Genomic DNA, 16,531 nt, shown 5'->3' on the forward strand with positions numbered 1-16,531 from the left:
GGGCGGGCCTCAGCCGGGGTTGACCCGCCAGGCCGCAGCGCCCAGCAGCACCACCTGCAGCTGCTGCACGAAGTTGTCCATCATCTCGGCCTCCAGCAGCGGCTGCTGGGGCGGCAGGTCGAGCATCTCGGGCGCCGCCGCCAGCATGGTGTTGACGATCAGTCCGCACACCATCTGCAGCGTGGCCGTGGGCATGTCGGGATAGGCGCCGATGGCGCGGAAGTCCTGCGCCATCTCGTTGGTGAAGTGACGCACCTCGTTGCGGATGGCCAGGCGCAGGATGCGGCTGCCGCCACCGCGCTCGCTGCTGATGAACAGGAACAGCAGCCGGTGCTGCTGCACATAGCTGCAGTAGACCTCGACCGACACCCGCACGCGGTCGGCCGGTGCCGCACCGCCCTGGCGCGCCTCGCGCAGCAGGCGGCGCAGGCTGATGCCCACCTCCTCCACCAGCGCCAGGCCCAGCTCGTCGGTGTTGCGGAAGTGCCGGTAGAACCCGTTGGGCACCATGCCCGCCTCGCGGGCGATCTCGCGGATGCCCAGGCTGGTGAAGCTGCGGCCCTCGCCCATCAGTGCCAGCGCGGCCTGGGTGAGGCTGGCGCGGGTCAGGTCCTTGCGCTCGGCACGGGACAGCTTGTCGGCGGCGGTGTCGGTCATGGCGGTCAGTTTGTGAACACTCGTATCGTAGCTGCATCGTGCTTTCCTGCCTATTTCAGCCGGAGAAGCACGCGCTCCGGCGTGAGCGGCTTGTTTGTTTGTGTACGAACGTACACAATACATTCATCGACACCGAAAGACCGCATGTCCCACGCTGACCTCCCCACCCGCGCCGAAAGGCTCGCCCGGCCGCTGCGCGCTGCGCTGCAGCACCCCTGGGTGGCGGCCATCGTGCGCGAGAGCGCGGTGGAGGACAGCCTGCAGGCCCTGCACCCGCTGCTGTCGCTGCATCAGGTGAAGGCGCGGGTCGTGAAGTGCATCGCCGAGACGGCCGACACCCGCACGCTGGTGCTGCGCCCCAACGCGATGTGGCGCGGCGCCCGCGCCGGGCAGTTCGTCGGCCTGACGGTCGAGATCAATGGCCGGCGTCACGAGCGCATGTACTCGCTGACCTCGCGCCCGGGCTCACGCCTGTTGGCAATCACGGTCAAGCGCCAGGGCCTGGTGTCCACGCATCTGCACGAGCAGGTGCGCGTGGGTGACGTTCTGACCCTCGGCCCTGCGATGGGCGGGTTCGTGCTGCCGGCCGTGTTGCCGGACAAGATCCTGCTGCTCAGCGCCGGCAGCGGCATCACGCCGGTGATGGCCCTGCTGCGCGAGCTGCAGGCGCGTGGCCAGACCCGCCGCGTGGTCTTCGTGCACGGCTGCCGCAGCCCGGCCGAACAGATCTTTGCCGCCGAGCTGGCGGCGATGCCCGGGCTGCGCTTGATTCAGCATTTCAGCGCCAGCGCCGGCCATCTGACGCCGGCCGCTTTGCAGGCGCAGGTGCCCGACTTCGCCGAACGCGCCACCTGGGTCTGCGGCCCGGCCGGGCTGATGGACGCCATGCATGCGCACTGGCAGGCCACCGGCATCACCGCGCCGCTGCACAGCGAGCGCTTTGCCGCCGCCCCGCTGGCCGCTGAGCCTCTGACCGCGCCCGTTCACATCACGCTGCTGCGCAGCGCCACCAGCTTCGCGTCGCTGGGCGCCGCCCCGCTGCTGAACCAGGCCGAGGCCGCGGGCCTGGCGCCCAAGCACGGCTGCCGCATCGGCATCTGCCGCTCCTGCCAATGCGTCAAGCGCAGCGGCACGGTGCAGCACCTGCACACGGGCGAGCTGTCCAGCGCGCCCAACGAATTGATCCGGCTGTGCGTCAGCGCCGCCCGCTCCGACCTCGAACTGGACCTTTGATCATGCATACCCTGACCCGCCCCCAGGTGGACGAGTTCCAAGCCGAACTCGACGCCATCCGTGCCCGCGTCATGAACTCGCTCGGCCAGGCCGATGTCGACCACATCCGCAAGATGATTGCGCTGTGCCGCGCCAGCGAAGTGGGCGGCCGCGCGCTGCTGCACTTCGGTGTCGGCCCCTTGAGCTGGATCGCCGGCGTGCTGGCGCTGGCCCACGCCAAGATCCTCGACAACATGGAGATCGGCCACAACGTCATGCACGGCCAGTACGACTGGACCGGCGACCCGGCGCTGAACTCCCAGACCTTCGAGTGGGACATCGCCTGCGACGGCGAGGCCTGGCGCCACTCCCACAACGTCACCCACCACACCTACACCAACATCCTTGGCAAGGACCGCGACCTGGGCTACTCGCTGCTGCGCATGACGCCCGAGCAGAAGTGGAAGCCGCGCCACTGGCTGCAGCCGCTGGCCAATCTGATGCTGGCCCTGGGCTTCCAGTACGGCGTCGGCTCGCACGACCTGGAACTGGGCCGCTACAAGCATGGCGCCATCCCCAAGCCAGTGTTCAAGGAGCGCCTGAACCGCTTCCTCGGCAAGGTGGGCAAGCAGTGGTTCAAGGACTACCTGCTGTTCCCGGCGCTGGCGCTGTGGAGCGCGCCGCGCGTGCTGGCCGGCAACTTCGCGGCCAACTTGATCCGCAACCTGTGGACCTATGTGGTGATCTTCTGCGGCCACTTCACCGAGCATGTGGCCATCTACCGTCAGGAAGACTGCCTGAACGAGAGCCGCGGCGACTGGTATGTGCGTCAGCTGGCCGGCTCCAGCAATCTCACCGGCGGGCGCTGGTTCCACATCCTCACCGGCCACCTGAGCCACCAGATCGAACACCACCTCTTCCCCGACATGCCCGCGCACCGCTACGTCGAGATCGCGCCGCAGGTGCAGGCGCTGTGCCGCAAATACGGCCTTCGCTACAACACCGGCAGCCTGTTCAGGCAGTACCTCGCCGTGATGAAGCGCATCCTCGTCAACACCCTGCCGCCGAAGGTTGCCGTGGCCTGAGCAGATTCAGGCAGGATGCGGGTCCGACCTACAGACCCGCACCGCCATCATGGGCAACCGACTCTCACAGATCGCCACGCGCACCGGCGACGACGGCACCACCGGGCTGTCCGACGGCAGCCGCGTGCCCAAGACCCATCTGCGCGTGCAGGCCATGGGCGACGTCGACGAGCTGAACTCCAACCTCGGCTTGCTGCTGGCCGAACCCCTGCCCGACGACGTTCGCGACCTCCTCATCACCATCCAGCACGAGCTGTTCAACCTCGGCGGCGAGCTGTCCTGGCCCGGTGGAGAACTGCTGAAGGACGCGGCCGTGCTGCGTCTGGACGAGGCGCTGGAGCACTACAACGAACACCTGCCGCGGCTGAAGGAATTCATCCTGCCGGCCGGCACGCGCAGCGCGGCGATTGCCCACGTCTGCCGCACCATTGCGCGCCGGTCCGAACGCGTCGTCATCTCGCTGGCCGCCACTGAACAGATCCGCGCCGCGCCGCGCCAGTACCTGAACCGCCTGTCTGACCTGCTCTTCGTGCTGGCCCGCGTGCTGAACCGCGCCAACCTGGACGGGCTGGGCGGAGATGATGTCTATTGGCAGAGCGAGCGCATGAAGCGCTTGGACGCCGCCGACAACTGAACCGAAGGAGGCCCTATGCACATCACCGGTCAATGCCATTGCGGCGCCATCCGTTTCACGGCGGACGCTGATCCCGCCAAGGTCTTTGCCTGCCACTGCGCCGACTGCCAGGTCATTTCCGGCGGCCCGTTCCGGGCCGTGGTTGCCATTCCCGCCGATCAGGTCGAGCTGCAGGGCTCGCCCAAGCAATACGTGAAGGTGGCCGCCAGCGGCAACCGGCGTGTGCAGGCCTTCTGCGGTGATTGCGGCACGCAGCTGTTTGCCACGGAAGCCGATGTGCCCAAGACCCTGAACATCCGCCTGGGCTGCGTGAACGAACGCGCGCAACTGAAGCCCACGGTGCAGGTCTGGCAAGACTCGGCCATGCCCTGGCTGCCCGAGCTGGCGGGCGTTCCCGCTCACTCGCGCGGGCGCGACAGTCCACTCGTCTAGCGCTTACGCCGGCCCCAGACCTTGTACGCCAGCCAAGCCCAGCGCAGGCCGCGCCAGAGCTTGCCGCGGCGGTCGGGCCCCGCACCGGCAAAGAAGGCCGCGCCGCTGCCGGCTGCCGCCAGCACGATGGGGTTGGACAGCAGGTCGCGCCAGGACAGGATGCGCCGCACCCAGGTGTCGGCACGCTGGCCGACATCGTCCACGGACAACGCAGCCTGGCCGCGCATCAGCTCGGAGGCGAGCAGCAGATTCGCCTTGCGCTCGCTGCGCTGAGCCGGGTCGGCCGGGATCCTGGGGATCATGACCCTGGCCGGCGCCGCAGTGCGTCGGCGTCTGCGCGCAGCTCACCGATGCTGGACTGGAACAGGCTGGCCGGCTGGTCGATCAGGCCTTTCACCTTGAGCACGGCGACGACAGCCGCCGCGATGAGTACCACGGTGCCGCCGCCCAGGGCCAGCAGGCGATAGCTGTCCCACAGCGCCACGGTGACGAGCACCAGCAGCATCAGCAGACCAAAGCCCGCCAGCAGCGCGGCCAGCACGGCCCACAACAGCAGGCTGGCGATGCGCTCCTTCTCCTCCTGGGCCTCGATGGCAAACAGCTCGAGCCGGATGCGGCCCAGCGTCAGCAGCGAGACCCCGAACCGCCGCAGCGGCGCGGAGACGGGTTCCTTGGCGTCGCTCAAGTGGCCGTGCTCAACGACGACCGATCAATACACCCAAGGCCAGGCCGACCGCCGCGGCGGCACCGATGGCCTGCCAGGGGTTGGCATGCACATAGTCGTCGGTGGCGACGGCGGCGTCCTTGGCGCGCTGGATGGCTTCATGCTGGGCATCCAGCATCTTCTCCTTGGCGCCGGAGAGGCGGTCCTGGATGCGGGCGCGCAAGGCCTTGACCTCGCCGTCGGCCTTGTTGGTCGTGGCCGTCATCAGCGCGTCGATGTCTTCCATCACAGCACGGAAATCGGATGCCAGCTTTTCCTTGGCCTGGGTGGTGTCGCTCATGGCATGTCCTTGGTGGGGGGTCGAGACGGTTCGAGCCTAACGCGATTGGTCGCGGACTGAAATGACCCAACTCAAATGACGCGCGGTTGTCCTACAAGACAGCGACAGCCTGCCTCAGCCGCGCCGCATAGGCCTCGCGCAGCGCCCCCGGCGCGACCACTTCGACCTGCCCCGCGTGGCGCAGCAAGTCCATCAGCAACTCGGTGTCATCCACATAGGGCAGGCGCAGCCGCCAGCGGCCGTCGGGCAGGAATTCGCTCTGCTGGGCCGGGTGCCATTCCTCGCGCGACACCCAGGCCGCCGTGCCGGCGCTGAAGACCAGTTCGGCCTCACGCGGCGTGCCACCGGCGAAGATGCCATAACCCTGGTCGAGTTCGGCTTCCAGCTCGGCCAGGGGCACAGGCCGGGCGTCGGCGTCGAGCAGCGTCGCCGCTTCGATGCCGTCCAGCGCAAAGCGGCGATAGGCGTCGCTGGCATGGCACCAAGCGTCCAGGTACCAGGCATGGCGGTGATGCACGAGACGCTGCGGCGAGACCTCGCGTTCGCTGCCTGCCCCATCGCGCTTCTTGCGATAGCGGATGGCCAGGCGCTTGCGCTTGACGACGGCACTGCCCACGGTCTCGAAGCTGTCGCTGGCCATGCGCCGGCGTGCCGTGCCGATCAGCCTGACGCGCCGCCGCAATTCATCGGCCTCGGCCGCGTCCACGCCCAGCATGCCGGTGATCTTGTCGAACATCGGCTGCAGGTGCCGGCCGACGACGCCTTGCTCGTCCAGGCCGGCCAGCATCTGCTGCATGGTCAAGAGGGCGTGCAGCTCGGCCTCGTTGAACCAGACGCCCGGCAGCTCGTGCTTGCCGCCACGCCACTGCTGGCCGAAACGGTAGCCGTTCTCGCCGGCGTCGTACTCGATGGGCGCGTCCAGCCGCTCGCGCAGGTAGGCGAGGTCGCGCTTGAGCGTGGCGGGCGACACCTCCAGCGCCTCGATCAGCTCGGCGAATGACACGCAGCCACGGGAGCGGATCAGCTGCTCGATCTTGTAGAAGCGTTCGGTGCGATCCATGCCGGCTCAGTCCTGAAAATATTTACAGTAGTTTTCCAGGTGGATCATCTCATGAGCTACCTCGCTCACAAACTGCTTGCAAGGCCCGCGATTCAAGGCGTGCCCCTCTCAACAGGAGCCTGACATGCAAGCCGTCCTCAGCACCCAGATCGCCACCCCCCTCAAGAGCAATGCGCTTGTCCAGTTCGATCTGGACATGGACGACGCTCCCGCCTCCGCACGTGAATTCAGTGCCCACGAGCGCACCGGCCTGGCCCTGGGCCGCGACTACGCCCTGCATGGCATCACGCCCCCCATCGCCCATCTCTACCCACAGTCGCCACTGCAGCGCGGCTGGCTGGCCTCGCGTGGCCGCCCGGTGCGCACGCCAGCCAGCCCCCACGTCGAGCGCTGGCTGGCCCTGCGCACCCACGCCTGGGCGCGCGGCCGCAGCTTCGAGGACATCCAGCTCACGCCCCATCACCTCGCCCAGCTGGAAACCCAGCACTGCCCCATCAGCCGCGAGCTGCTGGACGGCGAGAGCACCAGCATCGACCGTGTCCGCGACGACGCCGGCTATGCGGCCGGCAACCTGGCCATCATGAGCCGCCGCGCCAACCGGGCCAAGGGACATCGTGGCTACGCTGCGCTGGCCGACATGGCCACCAGCTGCGCCGCCGGCCCGATCACGCGCATTGGCGGCCTGGCCGAGGCTGAGTGGCAGCGCCTGGCCGTGCTGGCCAGCTTTGTCACGCCGCTGAGCCATGCTGAAGCCGCGCTGATTCCGCTGCACGTGCTGCCCCCCAACCGCTTGCGCCTGTTCAACCCCATCCAGGCTCTGCAGGCACTGGTCACGCGCCAGCTCGCCACGCCCGGCTGGAGCGCCCGCCTGAGCCGCCTCGAGGCGCTGCTGCCAACCGACACGCTGCGTACCGACTTCAACCGCTTCCTGCTCGCACTGGCCCCCCGGGTGCTGGCGGCTGCCGAGCTGCAGGAGTCGCATCAGATCCGCTGGGCGCTGGAAGATGCCTGGAGCCTGCCCCTGGTGCAAAAGCGCTGGGCCCGCTTCGCGCTGCAGCTGACGGCCGAGCAGGCGGAGAACCTCGTCGAACGGGCGGCCGCCAAGAAGCTCAGCCCCGTGCACATCCAGCGCCATGACGATGCTACCGACGGCTGGGCGCTCGCCACGGCCGGCTACGCGGCCTGAACGATCCCGCAGCCCGGGGGTGGGCTGTCATGGGCGGGTCACGGCCGGCAGACAGAGTCAGCTGACTCCGTCACCCTCTGAGATCCACTATGACAAAGACCCTTATCGCGCTGGCTGCGGCCGCCCTCACCCTGCCCTCGCATGCCGCGTTGACCGCGGCCGGTGACCTGACGTTCACCTCCTTCAATGCCGACGAAGACGGCTTCGCGATGGTGGCCCTGGCCTCCATCGCGCCCAACACCAAGGTCTGGTTCACCGACAACGAGTGGACCGGTTCGGCCTTCAACACCGGTGAGAGCTACTCGTCCTGGCTGTCCGGCGCGGGCACCATCGCCGCCGGCACCGTGATTCGCTTCAGCAAGGTCGACAGCGCCACGCTGCTGGCTGCGTCCATCGGCACGTTCAGCCGCGCAACGGTCTCCGGCAGCAGCAACTGGGGCATCAGCACCTCGGAAGACACCGTCTACGCCTACCTGGGCACCACCGCCACGGCCCCGACGCTGTTCCTGAGCGCCGTCACCACCGGTACCTACGGCACCGCTTCGGCTGGCTTCCTGACCGGCACCGGCCTGACTGCCATCAATGGCGCCATCACGCTGAGCAACGGCTCCGACTACGCTGAATACAGCGGCGTCCGCACGGGCCAGGCGACGTTTGCCGGCTACAAAGGCCTGGTCAGCAACGCTGCCAACTGGAACGACCTCGGCACGAACGCCGTCGCCGCCAATCTGGTCCCGAACACGACCGCTTTCACGGTCAGCGCCGTGCCGGAACCCCAGACCTATGCGCTGATGCTGTCAGGCCTGCTGGCCGTCGGCTTCATCGCACGCCGTCGTCGCGGCTGATCCACGCCCGATAGCGACAAAGCGCCCTGCGGGGCGCTTTTCTCCTGGTGCGAGCGAAAGGCTTAGACGAGCGAGCGATGCAGACGGATCTCTTCGACACGTGCACCACCGACTTCCGTCGTGCGGGCGCTGCCGAGTTCGCGCTTGAAGCCGGCCAGCTCAAAGAAGCGCAGCGCGCGCTCGTTGCGCAGATAGCACCACAGCGTGGCCTTGGTGCAGCCTTCTTCCTGCAGGCCGTCGCGTGTGGCATCCCACAGGGCCAGGCCGACGCCCTTGTCCCAGTGCACCGGGTCGGCGAACATGGCCCACACCTCACCGGTCGTGGCGGGCGTGCCCTTGTCGCGCGAACGGTCGAAGCCGGCGAAACCCATGATCTTGTTGTCCAGATGGGCAACGATGACCTGCGGCTCGCAGAGGTCGATGGCCTCACGCCAGAAGGCTTGGCGCTTTTGCACCGACATCGCATCCAGCGCGGCGGCGGGCAGGAGGGCCTTGTAGGCGTCCTGGCTGGCAGCGACATGGATCTCGGCGATGGCCTTGGCATCGCGCAGGGTGGCGGGGCGAACCTGGATCACGGACATGGAACTCTTGAGCAATGGCACGGGGCGAAAGGGCGCGATTGTCCTAGCCCGAATGCATGCTGCAGGGTCTTGACAGAGTTTTTTTAATGCGCTCGAGCCGGCAGGCAATGGGCTCGCCTGGCCTTCACATGGTCGACGAGGCCACGCCGCAGCCAGCGCAAGGGAGTGCGCTGCAGCTGCAGCATCAACGCATGGTCGACAGCCGCGTCGCCCAGGTCCAACGAAAAGCGGCGCGCAACTTCGTCTTGCACCTTCAGTAACAACTCCGCCGTCACGCGCGCGTCGGCCAAGGCTCGGTGGGCGCGTCCATCAAAGCGGATGCCGTGGAACTGCGTGATCGCACCCAGGCCATGGCTCTTGGCCTCGGGCCAGAGCCGGCGCGACAGGAGCACGGTGCAAGCGAACTCATGGGCCGGGTCGCGCGCCACACCGGCGCGCTCCATCTCGGCCTGCCAGAAGCCACGATCGAAGGAAGCGTTATGCGCGACGAGCGGGCAGCCCCGGGTGAAGCGGGCCAGCTCGTGCATGACCGTGGCCGAGTCCGGTGCGTCGGCCAGCATCTCGTTGCTGATGCCGGTCAGGGACTGAATAAAGGGCGGCACCCAGGCGCCGCTGTTCATCAGGCTGCTCCAGGCGTCGACGACCGCGCCGCCACGCACGAGCACGGCAGCGATCTCGGTGGCGCGCCCGCCACTGGTGGGCCCGAGGCCAGTCGTTTCGAAGTCCACGACAGCGATGGTTTCAGTCATCTTCGTCAAGACTTCTTCGGTGGATGCTTGATGGCGTTCATGGCCAGCTTGCGCTCGAGGGCGGCTTCCAGGTCCACGCCGCCATGGTCGGCGATCTGCACGAGGTACAGCAGCACGTCGGACAGCTCCTCGCCGAGATGGCAGCGTTGGTCGTCACTCAGGCTCAGGGATTGCTCGGGAGTCAACCACTGGAAGATCTCCAGCAGCTCGGCGGCCTCCACCGTCATGGCCATCGCGAGGTTCTTGGGCGTCTGGTAGGGCTGCCAGTCGCGGTCGCTGGCGAACTGGCGCAAGCGCTGCTGCAGGGTCGAAATGTCCATCAGGGGAGCGAGTGTGAGGGTTGGGGCGTCGCCGAAAGTGTCCCGTGTATTCCTAAACGGTATTCAAGATTTCAAAGGTAGTGGTCGTAGTAGTGGGCGGCCTGCGCTGTGGACAAGGGTAAAAAGTCCTTGGGCCACAAGCGCTTGGCAGCCGCACAAGCCTGTGCGCCGCAGCCTGATGGATTGGCTCGCGATTGGGAACAACTTCGCTGAAGGCCGTTGGCCTGTGGATATCTGCCCAGTTGTGCCAGATCCATCCACAGACTTGCCCAAGGCGCCCGGCCCCCGTGGATGGAGGGGCTGGCCCAGGCCTTCCTCAAGCCGTCGGCGTTGTTTCTTTACGCGGAATGAGGGGAAAAACGAACGACCGTTCTAAAAAGCTGCGGCTAGAGTTGCGCTCCCGAATTGAATGCACTGCGATGTTGCGGTGTCGCCCAGGAGACAACAAATGAAACCCTTCCTCACCCGGATCGCCGCCGCCTCGGTGGCGCTGTTGGGCAGCCTGCTGGTGGCCGGCTGCGGAGGCGGTGGCGCCTCGGCGGACACGACGCCCAAGGTCTCCTTCGCTTCGGTCAAGGTCTTCGGCGATAGCATCCAGGACAGCGGCACCTTCGGCTACAAGTTCACCGTCCAGAGCCCCGACAACCTGATCTATGTCGAACGCGTCGCGGCCAATTACGGCCAGACGCTGTGCAACTTCTTCGTCTTCACCGGCACCACCTTCGCCGCGAACACGGCCAAGACGGGCTGCACCAACTTCTCCATCGGCGGCGGCCGCATCACCTACACCGGTGCCGGCGGCGCGGCCAACCCGCTCAACGTGGGCACGCAGATGGCCACCTATGCGGCGGCCGGCAGCTACACGGCCAGCGACCTGGTCATCATCGACGGCGGCGGCAATGACGCGGCCGATCTCGTCGGCGCCTACCTGAGCATCCCCAAGGACGCCGCCAAGAGCTACTCGGCCCTGCTCGGCACGCTCCTGACGCCGACCCAGATCGGTGCCGCGTTGCAAGGCGGTGCCACGACGACGGCCCAGATCGGCGCCACCTACATGACGGCCCTGGCCGACAAGTTCGCCGCCCAGATCAAGGCCAGCGTGCTCGACAAGGGCGCCACCCACGTCGTGCTCATGAACATGCCCGACGTGAGCTACACGCCGCGCTTTCAGATGGTGCTTGACAGCATCGCCGCAGCCAGCGGTGGCGGCACGGCTGGCGCCACGGCGCGCGCCCAGTCGCAGGCCGTGTTCCAGGGCTGGATGACGGCTTTCAATACCCAGCTGGCCGCCAAGTTCGCCGGTAACGACAACGTCATCGTCATCGACTTCTTCAAGGCCTTCCAGGACCAGGTGGCCACGCCGGCCCAGTTCGGCCTGAGCAACGTCAAGACGCCGGCCTGCCCCGTCGTCGGCGTTGGCGGTGATGGCCTGCCGACCTACAACTTCCCGGCCTGCACGGCCGCGGCCCTGTCCGCCGCGCCGCCCGCCGGTGTCAGCGGCGGTGCCGACTGGTGGAAGAGCTACGCCTTCTCCGACAGCTTCCACCCCACGCCCTATGGCCATCAGTTGACCCAGCAGCTGATCGGCAAGGCCCTGGCCACCAAGGGTTGGCTGTAAAGCGCGGCTCAACAGACTCGGAGACAACCCATGAAAACCAAGTTCCTCCTCGGCGCCGCAGCCATCGTCCTGGTCAGCGGCAGTGCCTTCGCGCAGTCGGCGGGCAGCATCGTCGTCTACGGCGGCGCCGCCCAGATCGACCCCCATGTCGACAGCGGTGATCTGACCGCGCCCAGCCTTGTCGGCACCAAGGTCGACGTCAAGAAGGCCAGCTCCTTCGTCGGCGGCGTGACCTACTACTGGACCGACAACATCAGCATCGACCTGCCGATCGCGCTGCCGTTCAAGCACGATGTCGTCGGCGCCGGCGCCATCGAAGGCGTGGGCAAGCTAGGCACGGTCAAGTCGCTGCCAATGACGCTGCTGGCCCAGTACCGCTTCGGCGATGCCAACAGCAGCTTCCGTCCCTTCGTGGGCGCAGGCGTCACCTATGGCTACTTCTTCAAGCCGCGCGCCACGGCCGTGCTGTCCGGCATCACCGGCGGCACGCCGAGCAACCCGACCACCCTGTCCATGAAGAGCCGCTTCGGCACGACCATGGAAGTCGGTGGCGCTTTCAACATCACCAAGGACTGGTCCGCCAGCCTGTCGGTCACCAAGACCTTCATCAAGACGACGGGTAGCCTGTCCACGGGCCAGACCATCGAGACGACGCTGGACCCGGTGTCCGTCAAGTTCGGCATCGGTTATCGCTTCTGATCCGGTTCAATCCGGTCATCCAAAGGGAGCCTGCAGGCTCCCTTTGTCGTTATGGGCGTGTCAGGTTTGTCGGTCATGGTCGACTCATGCCCCATGAAGCTGACTGCCTTGCTCCTGGCCATGGCCACGCCGCTCGCCGGCGCCCAAAGCTGCCCTGCCACAACCATGCAAAGCGGCGCGACGGTGCCACGCGTCGTCGAGCTCTACACGTCGGAAGGATGTTCCTCCTGCCCGCCGGCCGATCGCTGGCTGAGTTCGCTGAAAAGCCAGCCCGGCGTCATCGCCGCGGCCTTTCATGTGGACTACTGGAATGGCTTGGGCTGGCCGGACCGCTTTTCCAGCCCGGCCTTCACCGAGCGACAGAAGCAGGGCGTGGGCGTCAATGGCTCGCGCTATGCCTACACCCCGCAGATCGTTGTCAACGGTCGGGACTGGCGCAGCGCCTCTTTGCCGGCGGCGAGCACTGAGCCGGCTCGCGTACGGCTGGTCTGGAGCCGCAGTGCCAGCGGTGAATTGAAGCTCAGTGCCGAGGCCTTGCCTGGCGCGCCTGCGCACATCCAGCTCTGGTGGGCACGCGTCGAGGACGGCCATCAGAGCCGCGTGCGCGCCGGCGAGAACCGAGGCGAGACGCTCAACCATGACAGCGTCGTGCGGGAATACGGGAAGCTGCCAGTCTGGGCCGGCCAGGACCGGGCGCAGTGGACCGTGCCGGTGAAGGCCGCTGAACCAGGCCACGCCAGCCGCTGGCTCGCGGTAGCCGTGGATGTGCGCGATGGCCGCACCCTGCAGGCAGTCGAGATCGGTTGCTGAAAACGGGAAGTCCTCCGACACGGAGCAACCCCGCGGGCGATCAGACTTGGCCATCCCCGCTGAATGCCGCTAGGCCATGCGAATCCAACCCCTTGTCATGCTGGCTGCCGGCGTGGCCGTGCTGAGCGCTTGCGGCAGGTCGGTCGACAGCCCCGCCGAGGCACCGGCATCGGCCGCTTCGACGGCCGTGGTCTCCAGCCCCTGGGTCGGCCGATGGCAAGGGCCGGAAGGCACCTATCTGGAGATTACCGGCGGCCCCGGAACCTACAGCGTCACGGTGCAGAACCTGGATGGCCCACGCAGCTTCAACGCCAAGGCGGGCACGGACACGCTGGTTTTTGAACGCGACGGCGTGCTCGAAACCATCCACGCCGGCAGCGGCCCCGAGACGGGCATGAAGTGGCTGGCCGACAAGCGCGATTGCCTGATCGTCAAGACCGGCGAAGGCTATTGCCGCGACTGATCAGGCGATTCCGACGACCTTGTGCATCTGCACCGACAGCCGCCACTGCGGGTGTTCCATGCAGTACCTCACCGCCGCCTTGGTGTGCTCGCGCTGCAGCACCGAATCCATGGGCTGCAGGAAGAAGTTCTGGAAGGCCAGATTCGCAAACCGTTCCGGCTGCGCCAGCGGCTGCGGATAAACCAGTTTCAGCTCATGGCCCGACGTCAGCACCAGCGGCGCATCGGCCTTGGGGCTGACGCAGATCCAGTCCAGCCCCGGCGGCGCAGGCTGGGTGCCGTTGGTCTCGACGGCCACCTCGAAGCCGCGCGCATGCAGGGCGTCGATCAGCGGCGTGTCCAGTTGCAGCAGCGGCTCGCCGCCGGTGCAGACGACGTACGGACGACCACCACCGGGCCATGCTTTGGCAACTGCATCGGCCAGCGCATCGGCAGTCACGAATTTGCCACCGCCCTCGCCATCCGTGCCGACGAAATCCGTGTCGCAGAAGGTGCAGACTGCCGTCGCGCGGTCCTGCTCGCGGCCAGTCCAGAGATTGCAGCCGGCAAAGCGGCAGAACACGGCTGCACGGCCGGCCTGGGCGCCCTCGCCCTGCAGTGTGTAGAACAGCTCTTTGACGGAATACGTCATACCGGGATCAATTCTTCAGAGTCAGCCCGGCTGACGATGGCGCCCGAGCCGCGCGTCTCGTACAGGTCCACGCGGTCGATCTGCGGCAGCACAGTGCCGCCCTCGCGCAGCACCCATGCGGCAATCGAAGCCGCGTCGCCATCGGGCAGGCCGGCAATCTCGAACAAGGGATGGTGGTCCAGCCCTTTGAAGATGGGATTGAAGAGCGACTTCACATCGCCAAAGTCCACCGTCCAGCCCATGACCTGGTCCAGCGGCGCGGCCAGATGCAGGCGCAGCGTGAAGGTGTGGCCATGGATGCCGGCCAGCGGATGGCCGTCGGGCGCGTGCTTCATGCGAACGGCGCTGTCCAGCGTCATCTCCTTCCAGATGCGGTAGCTCTGGCCATTGAAGTTGGCGCCGCTGGAGCCGGTCTCGTAGACGGTCACCCAGCTCAGCTCGGGCAGTTCGGGCTTCAGCCTGTCCCACAGCCAGGCCGAGATGTTCTCGCTGGTCGGGTTCTGCAGCCCCGCGATGTCGTTCAGACAGCGGTAGTTCAGCTCGAAGTGCAGTGGCGCCCAGACTTCGTCGAGGTGGTCGTAGTCAATGGACAGGTCGCGCTCGCCGAGGTCCGCATTCGCATGCAGGATGACCTCGAAGCCATGGCCGTGCATGCGGCCGCACTGGTGGCCCGTCGGTACGTTCGGCAGCTGGTGGGCAGCCTGGAAGCGGTAGCGCCGCCACACATGAGCGTGCCCTGCGCCGTCCAGGTCCACGCCGCTGTGTTGGGTGCTTTGCACGCCCACCTGCACGATGCCTGGCACGTCCAGCCGCCCGCGCACCCAGCGCGCAAGGTTCTCGTCGGTGGGTTCGGCCAGGTGGTCGTTCAGCAGGGCATGATCCAGCGGCGCCACGGTCTGCGTCATGCGTGCACGCAGCGCCTCGACCTCACCACCCTGGAACGCCGCCCAGCCAGCGGGCAGAGCCGTGCGGACGGTGGCGAAATAGCTGTGGCCATGCAGGCCGTGGCTGCGGTGCGAGGCGGGCAGGGCGGGAATGCGGCAGGCCGACTCGAAGCCGGCCGAGGCACAGTGCAACACGGAAACTGACATGCCCCGATTGTCGCGCGGGGCTCTTCGACCCCGCTTGACTTGAAGTGGGCTTGAGCTTTTAGTCTGCACCGCCATGAATCTCGCTGACCCCATCGACGCGGCCACCGTCGCGTCCGACAAACTCTTTGCCCCTGGCCGCAGCGCCGCCTGCATCGGCGCCATCGCGCTGATCTCCATGCTGGCCTTCGAGTCCATTGCCGTCGCCACCGCGATGCCGGCCGTGGCCGAGGCGCTGCAGGGCCTGCCCTATTACGCGCTGGCCTTCGGCGCAACGCTGGCCACCTCGGTGCTGGGCATGACGGCGGCCGGCCAGCTCTGCGACAAGCGCGGCCCCTATCGCGCCGCGCTGGCAGGCCTCGCCGCCTTCCTGGTCGGCCTGCTGCTGGCGGGTCTTGCGCCGTCCATGCCGGTGCTGGTGCTTGGCCGCGCGCTGCAGGGCCTGGGCAGCGGCGTGCTGGGCGTGACGCTGTATGTCGGCGTCGGTCAGGTCGTGCCGCAGCAACTGCACCCCAAGATGTTTGCGATGTTCGCGGGTGCCTGGGTCGTGCCCGGCCTGGTCGGGCCGGCGCTGGCGTCCTTCCTCGTGCAGTTCATCGGCTGGCGCTCCGTCTTCCTGGTCGTCGCGGCAGCCGTGCCGGTGGCGGCGTTGATGATCCTGCCGGCTCTCAAGCGCGTGGGCTCAGGCACCGGCGATGAGCTGCGCTGGGGCGCGATGCGCTGGGCCCTGCTGGCCAGTGCCGGCGCACTGACGTTGCACAGCGCCAGCCAGCAGTCCGGCGCCCGCTCGGCCCTGCTGTTCGCGGCCGGCCTGGTGGCCGCCGGCATCGCCGCCCGGCTGCTGCTGCCCGCCGGCACGCTGCGGGCGGCGCGCGGCCTGCCGACGGTCATCCTGCTGCGCGGCCTCATCGCCGCGACCTTTGCCAGCGCCGAGGCCTTTCTGCCGTTGATGCTGACGCAGCACTTCGGCTGGAGCCTGACCCAGGCCGGCGTCGCATTGAGCGCCGGTGCCGTGACCTGGAGCATTGGCAGCGCCTTGCAAGCGCGCGTGCAGCAGCCCGAGGCGCGGCGCCTGTTGCTGCCGGGTGGCTTCACGCTGACGGCGCTGGCGCTGACCCTCGTCATCGCGCCGCTGCTGTTCGCCCTGCCCTCCGCGCTGGTCTTTGCGGGCTGGACACTCGTCGGCCTGGGCATCGGCCTGTCCTTCCCCATCCTGTCGGTGCTGCTGCTCAAGCTGTCGCCGCCGGAGCAGCAGGGCAGCAATACCTCATCGCTGCAACTCTGTGATGCGCTCACCAGCAGTGCCGCGCTGGCCCTGGCCGGTCTGCTGTTCGACCCCGTCACGCGCCAGGTATTGCCGGTGCTGCTGCTGGCGCTGGGGCTGGTCACGGCGGCGGCCTTGATCAGCCCGCGAGCCCAAGCCACCTCGGCCTGAGCAGGGCCTTTCTGCGCGTTGGT

At 67.5% G+C, this 16,531-nt stretch carries 21 protein-coding genes; 11 read left to right on the plus strand and 10 right to left on the minus strand.

The window, feature by feature from the left end:
• Window positions 1-9 precede the first annotated feature (9 nt).
• Window positions 10-657 carry a TetR family transcriptional regulator gene (locus ASC95_RS09395; RefSeq protein ID WP_057297478.1) on the minus strand — a complete coding sequence of 216 codons (648 nt, stop codon included), beginning with the start codon at window positions 655-657 and terminating at the stop codon, window positions 10-12.
• Window positions 658-801: 144 nt separating this feature from the next.
• Here ASC95_RS09395 and ASC95_RS09400 point away from each other — a divergent pair, with 144 nt between their 5' ends.
• From ASC95_RS09400 to ASC95_RS09415, 4 genes are read left to right on the plus strand one after another with little or no spacing between them, the layout of a single operon-like run.
• Complete coding sequence (locus ASC95_RS09400; RefSeq protein ID WP_057297479.1) at window positions 802-1,890, plus strand: ferredoxin reductase; 1,089 nt, start codon at window positions 802-804, stop codon at window positions 1,888-1,890.
• Between the two features lie 2 nt (window positions 1,891-1,892).
• On the plus strand, window positions 1,893-2,954 hold the full coding sequence (locus tag ASC95_RS09405; RefSeq protein WP_057297480.1) for an acyl-CoA desaturase: 1,062 nt from the start codon (window positions 1,893-1,895) through the stop codon (window positions 2,952-2,954).
• A 49-nt stretch (window positions 2,955-3,003) separates the two neighbouring features.
• Window positions 3,004-3,588: a cob(I)yrinic acid a,c-diamide adenosyltransferase gene (locus ASC95_RS09410; RefSeq protein ID WP_057297481.1), complete on the plus strand. Its 585-nt coding sequence runs from the start codon at window positions 3,004-3,006 to the stop codon at window positions 3,586-3,588.
• Window positions 3,589-3,603: 15 nt separating this feature from the next.
• The gene (locus tag ASC95_RS09415) at window positions 3,604-4,020 is read left to right on the plus strand and encodes a GFA family protein (protein WP_057297482.1); all 417 of its coding nucleotides are present in this window, start codon (window positions 3,604-3,606) and stop codon (window positions 4,018-4,020) included.
• On the opposite strand, the gene ASC95_RS09420 is transcribed toward ASC95_RS09415, so the two are convergent.
• From ASC95_RS09420 to ASC95_RS09435, 4 genes are all read right to left on the minus strand, one after another.
• The gene (locus ASC95_RS09420) at window positions 4,017-4,322 is read right to left on the minus strand and encodes a hypothetical protein (RefSeq protein WP_057297483.1); all 306 of its coding nucleotides are present in this window, start codon (window positions 4,320-4,322) and stop codon (window positions 4,017-4,019) included. The two genes, ASC95_RS09415 and ASC95_RS09420, sit on opposite strands and share 4 nt — an antisense overlap.
• Window positions 4,319-4,705 carry a phage holin family protein gene (locus ASC95_RS09425; RefSeq protein ID WP_057297484.1) on the minus strand — a complete coding sequence of 129 codons (387 nt, stop codon included), beginning with the start codon at window positions 4,703-4,705 and terminating at the stop codon, window positions 4,319-4,321. Before ASC95_RS09425 ends, ASC95_RS09420 begins: the two co-directional genes overlap by 4 nt.
• A 10-nt stretch (window positions 4,706-4,715) precedes the next feature.
• Window positions 4,716-5,024 (minus strand): YqjD family protein, encoded by a 309-nt coding sequence (locus ASC95_RS09430; RefSeq protein WP_057297485.1) that lies wholly within the window; start codon window positions 5,022-5,024, stop codon window positions 4,716-4,718.
• A 91-nt stretch (window positions 5,025-5,115) separates the two neighbouring features.
• Window positions 5,116-6,084 carry a YafY family protein gene (locus tag ASC95_RS09435; RefSeq protein ID WP_057297486.1) on the minus strand — a complete coding sequence of 323 codons (969 nt, stop codon included), beginning with the start codon at window positions 6,082-6,084 and terminating at the stop codon, window positions 5,116-5,118.
• A gap of 124 nt (window positions 6,085-6,208) precedes the next feature.
• Between ASC95_RS09435 and ASC95_RS09440 the strand changes: the two genes are divergently transcribed.
• Window positions 6,209-7,270 (plus strand): hypothetical protein, encoded by a 1,062-nt coding sequence (locus ASC95_RS09440; protein ID WP_057297487.1) that lies wholly within the window; start codon window positions 6,209-6,211, stop codon window positions 7,268-7,270.
• An 89-nt stretch (window positions 7,271-7,359) separates the two neighbouring features.
• A complete protein-coding gene (locus ASC95_RS09445; RefSeq protein WP_057297488.1) occupies window positions 7,360-8,115 on the plus strand; it encodes a PEP-CTERM sorting domain-containing protein in 756 nt (251 codons plus the stop codon).
• A gap of 62 nt (window positions 8,116-8,177) precedes the next feature.
• Here ASC95_RS09445 and ASC95_RS09450 read toward each other — a convergent pair whose 3' ends face one another.
• The 3 genes from ASC95_RS09450 to ASC95_RS09460 form a co-directional block, all read right to left on the minus strand.
• A complete protein-coding gene (locus ASC95_RS09450; protein ID WP_056875792.1) occupies window positions 8,178-8,696 on the minus strand; it encodes a GNAT family N-acetyltransferase in 519 nt (172 codons plus the stop codon).
• 83 nt (window positions 8,697-8,779) lie between these two features.
• Window positions 8,780-9,445 (minus strand): PolC-type DNA polymerase III, encoded by a 666-nt coding sequence (locus ASC95_RS09455; RefSeq protein ID WP_057298304.1) that lies wholly within the window; start codon window positions 9,443-9,445, stop codon window positions 8,780-8,782.
• A gap of 5 nt (window positions 9,446-9,450) precedes the next feature.
• Window positions 9,451-9,765, minus strand: coding sequence for a nucleotide pyrophosphohydrolase (locus ASC95_RS09460; RefSeq protein ID WP_057297489.1), 315 nt, complete (start codon window positions 9,763-9,765; stop codon window positions 9,451-9,453).
• A 448-nt stretch (window positions 9,766-10,213) separates the two neighbouring features.
• On the opposite strand from ASC95_RS09460, the gene ASC95_RS09465 reads away from it, so the two are divergent.
• The 4 genes from ASC95_RS09465 to ASC95_RS09480 all read left to right on the plus strand — a co-directional run bounded on the left by ASC95_RS09465 (window position 10,214) and on the right by ASC95_RS09480 (window position 13,355).
• Window positions 10,214-11,383, plus strand: a complete 1,170-nt coding sequence (locus ASC95_RS09465; protein WP_057297490.1) for an SGNH/GDSL hydrolase family protein — start codon at window positions 10,214-10,216, stop codon at window positions 11,381-11,383.
• Between the two features lie 30 nt (window positions 11,384-11,413).
• Window positions 11,414-12,082, plus strand: a complete 669-nt coding sequence (locus tag ASC95_RS09470) for an OmpW family protein (protein WP_057297491.1) — start codon at window positions 11,414-11,416, stop codon at window positions 12,080-12,082.
• Between the two features lie 93 nt (window positions 12,083-12,175).
• Entirely contained in the window at window positions 12,176-12,892 is a 717-nt protein-coding gene (locus ASC95_RS09475) for a thioredoxin family protein (protein WP_162250748.1), read from the plus strand.
• Between the two features lie 76 nt (window positions 12,893-12,968).
• Window positions 12,969-13,355 (plus strand): hypothetical protein, encoded by a 387-nt coding sequence (locus ASC95_RS09480; protein ID WP_082567660.1) that lies wholly within the window; start codon window positions 12,969-12,971, stop codon window positions 13,353-13,355.
• Here ASC95_RS09480 and queE read toward each other — a convergent pair whose 3' ends face one another.
• Window positions 13,356-13,985: a 7-carboxy-7-deazaguanine synthase gene (gene queE / locus ASC95_RS09485; RefSeq protein ID WP_057297493.1), complete on the minus strand. Its 630-nt coding sequence runs from the start codon at window positions 13,983-13,985 to the stop codon at window positions 13,356-13,358.
• Entirely contained in the window at window positions 13,982-15,076 is a 1,095-nt protein-coding gene (locus ASC95_RS09490; protein WP_057297494.1) for a 6-carboxytetrahydropterin synthase, read from the minus strand. The genes queE and ASC95_RS09490 overlap by 4 nt, the downstream gene beginning before the upstream one ends.
• A 73-nt stretch (window positions 15,077-15,149) precedes the next feature.
• Between ASC95_RS09490 and ASC95_RS09495 the strand changes: the two genes are divergently transcribed.
• Window positions 15,150-16,508, plus strand: coding sequence for an MFS transporter (locus tag ASC95_RS09495; RefSeq protein WP_057297495.1), 1,359 nt, complete (start codon window positions 15,150-15,152; stop codon window positions 16,506-16,508).
• Window positions 16,509-16,531: the final 23 nt, after the last annotated feature.

This window comes from Pelomonas sp. Root1217, from assembly GCF_001425705.1.
Taxonomy (GTDB): domain Bacteria; phylum Pseudomonadota; class Gammaproteobacteria; order Burkholderiales; family Burkholderiaceae_C; genus Pelomonas.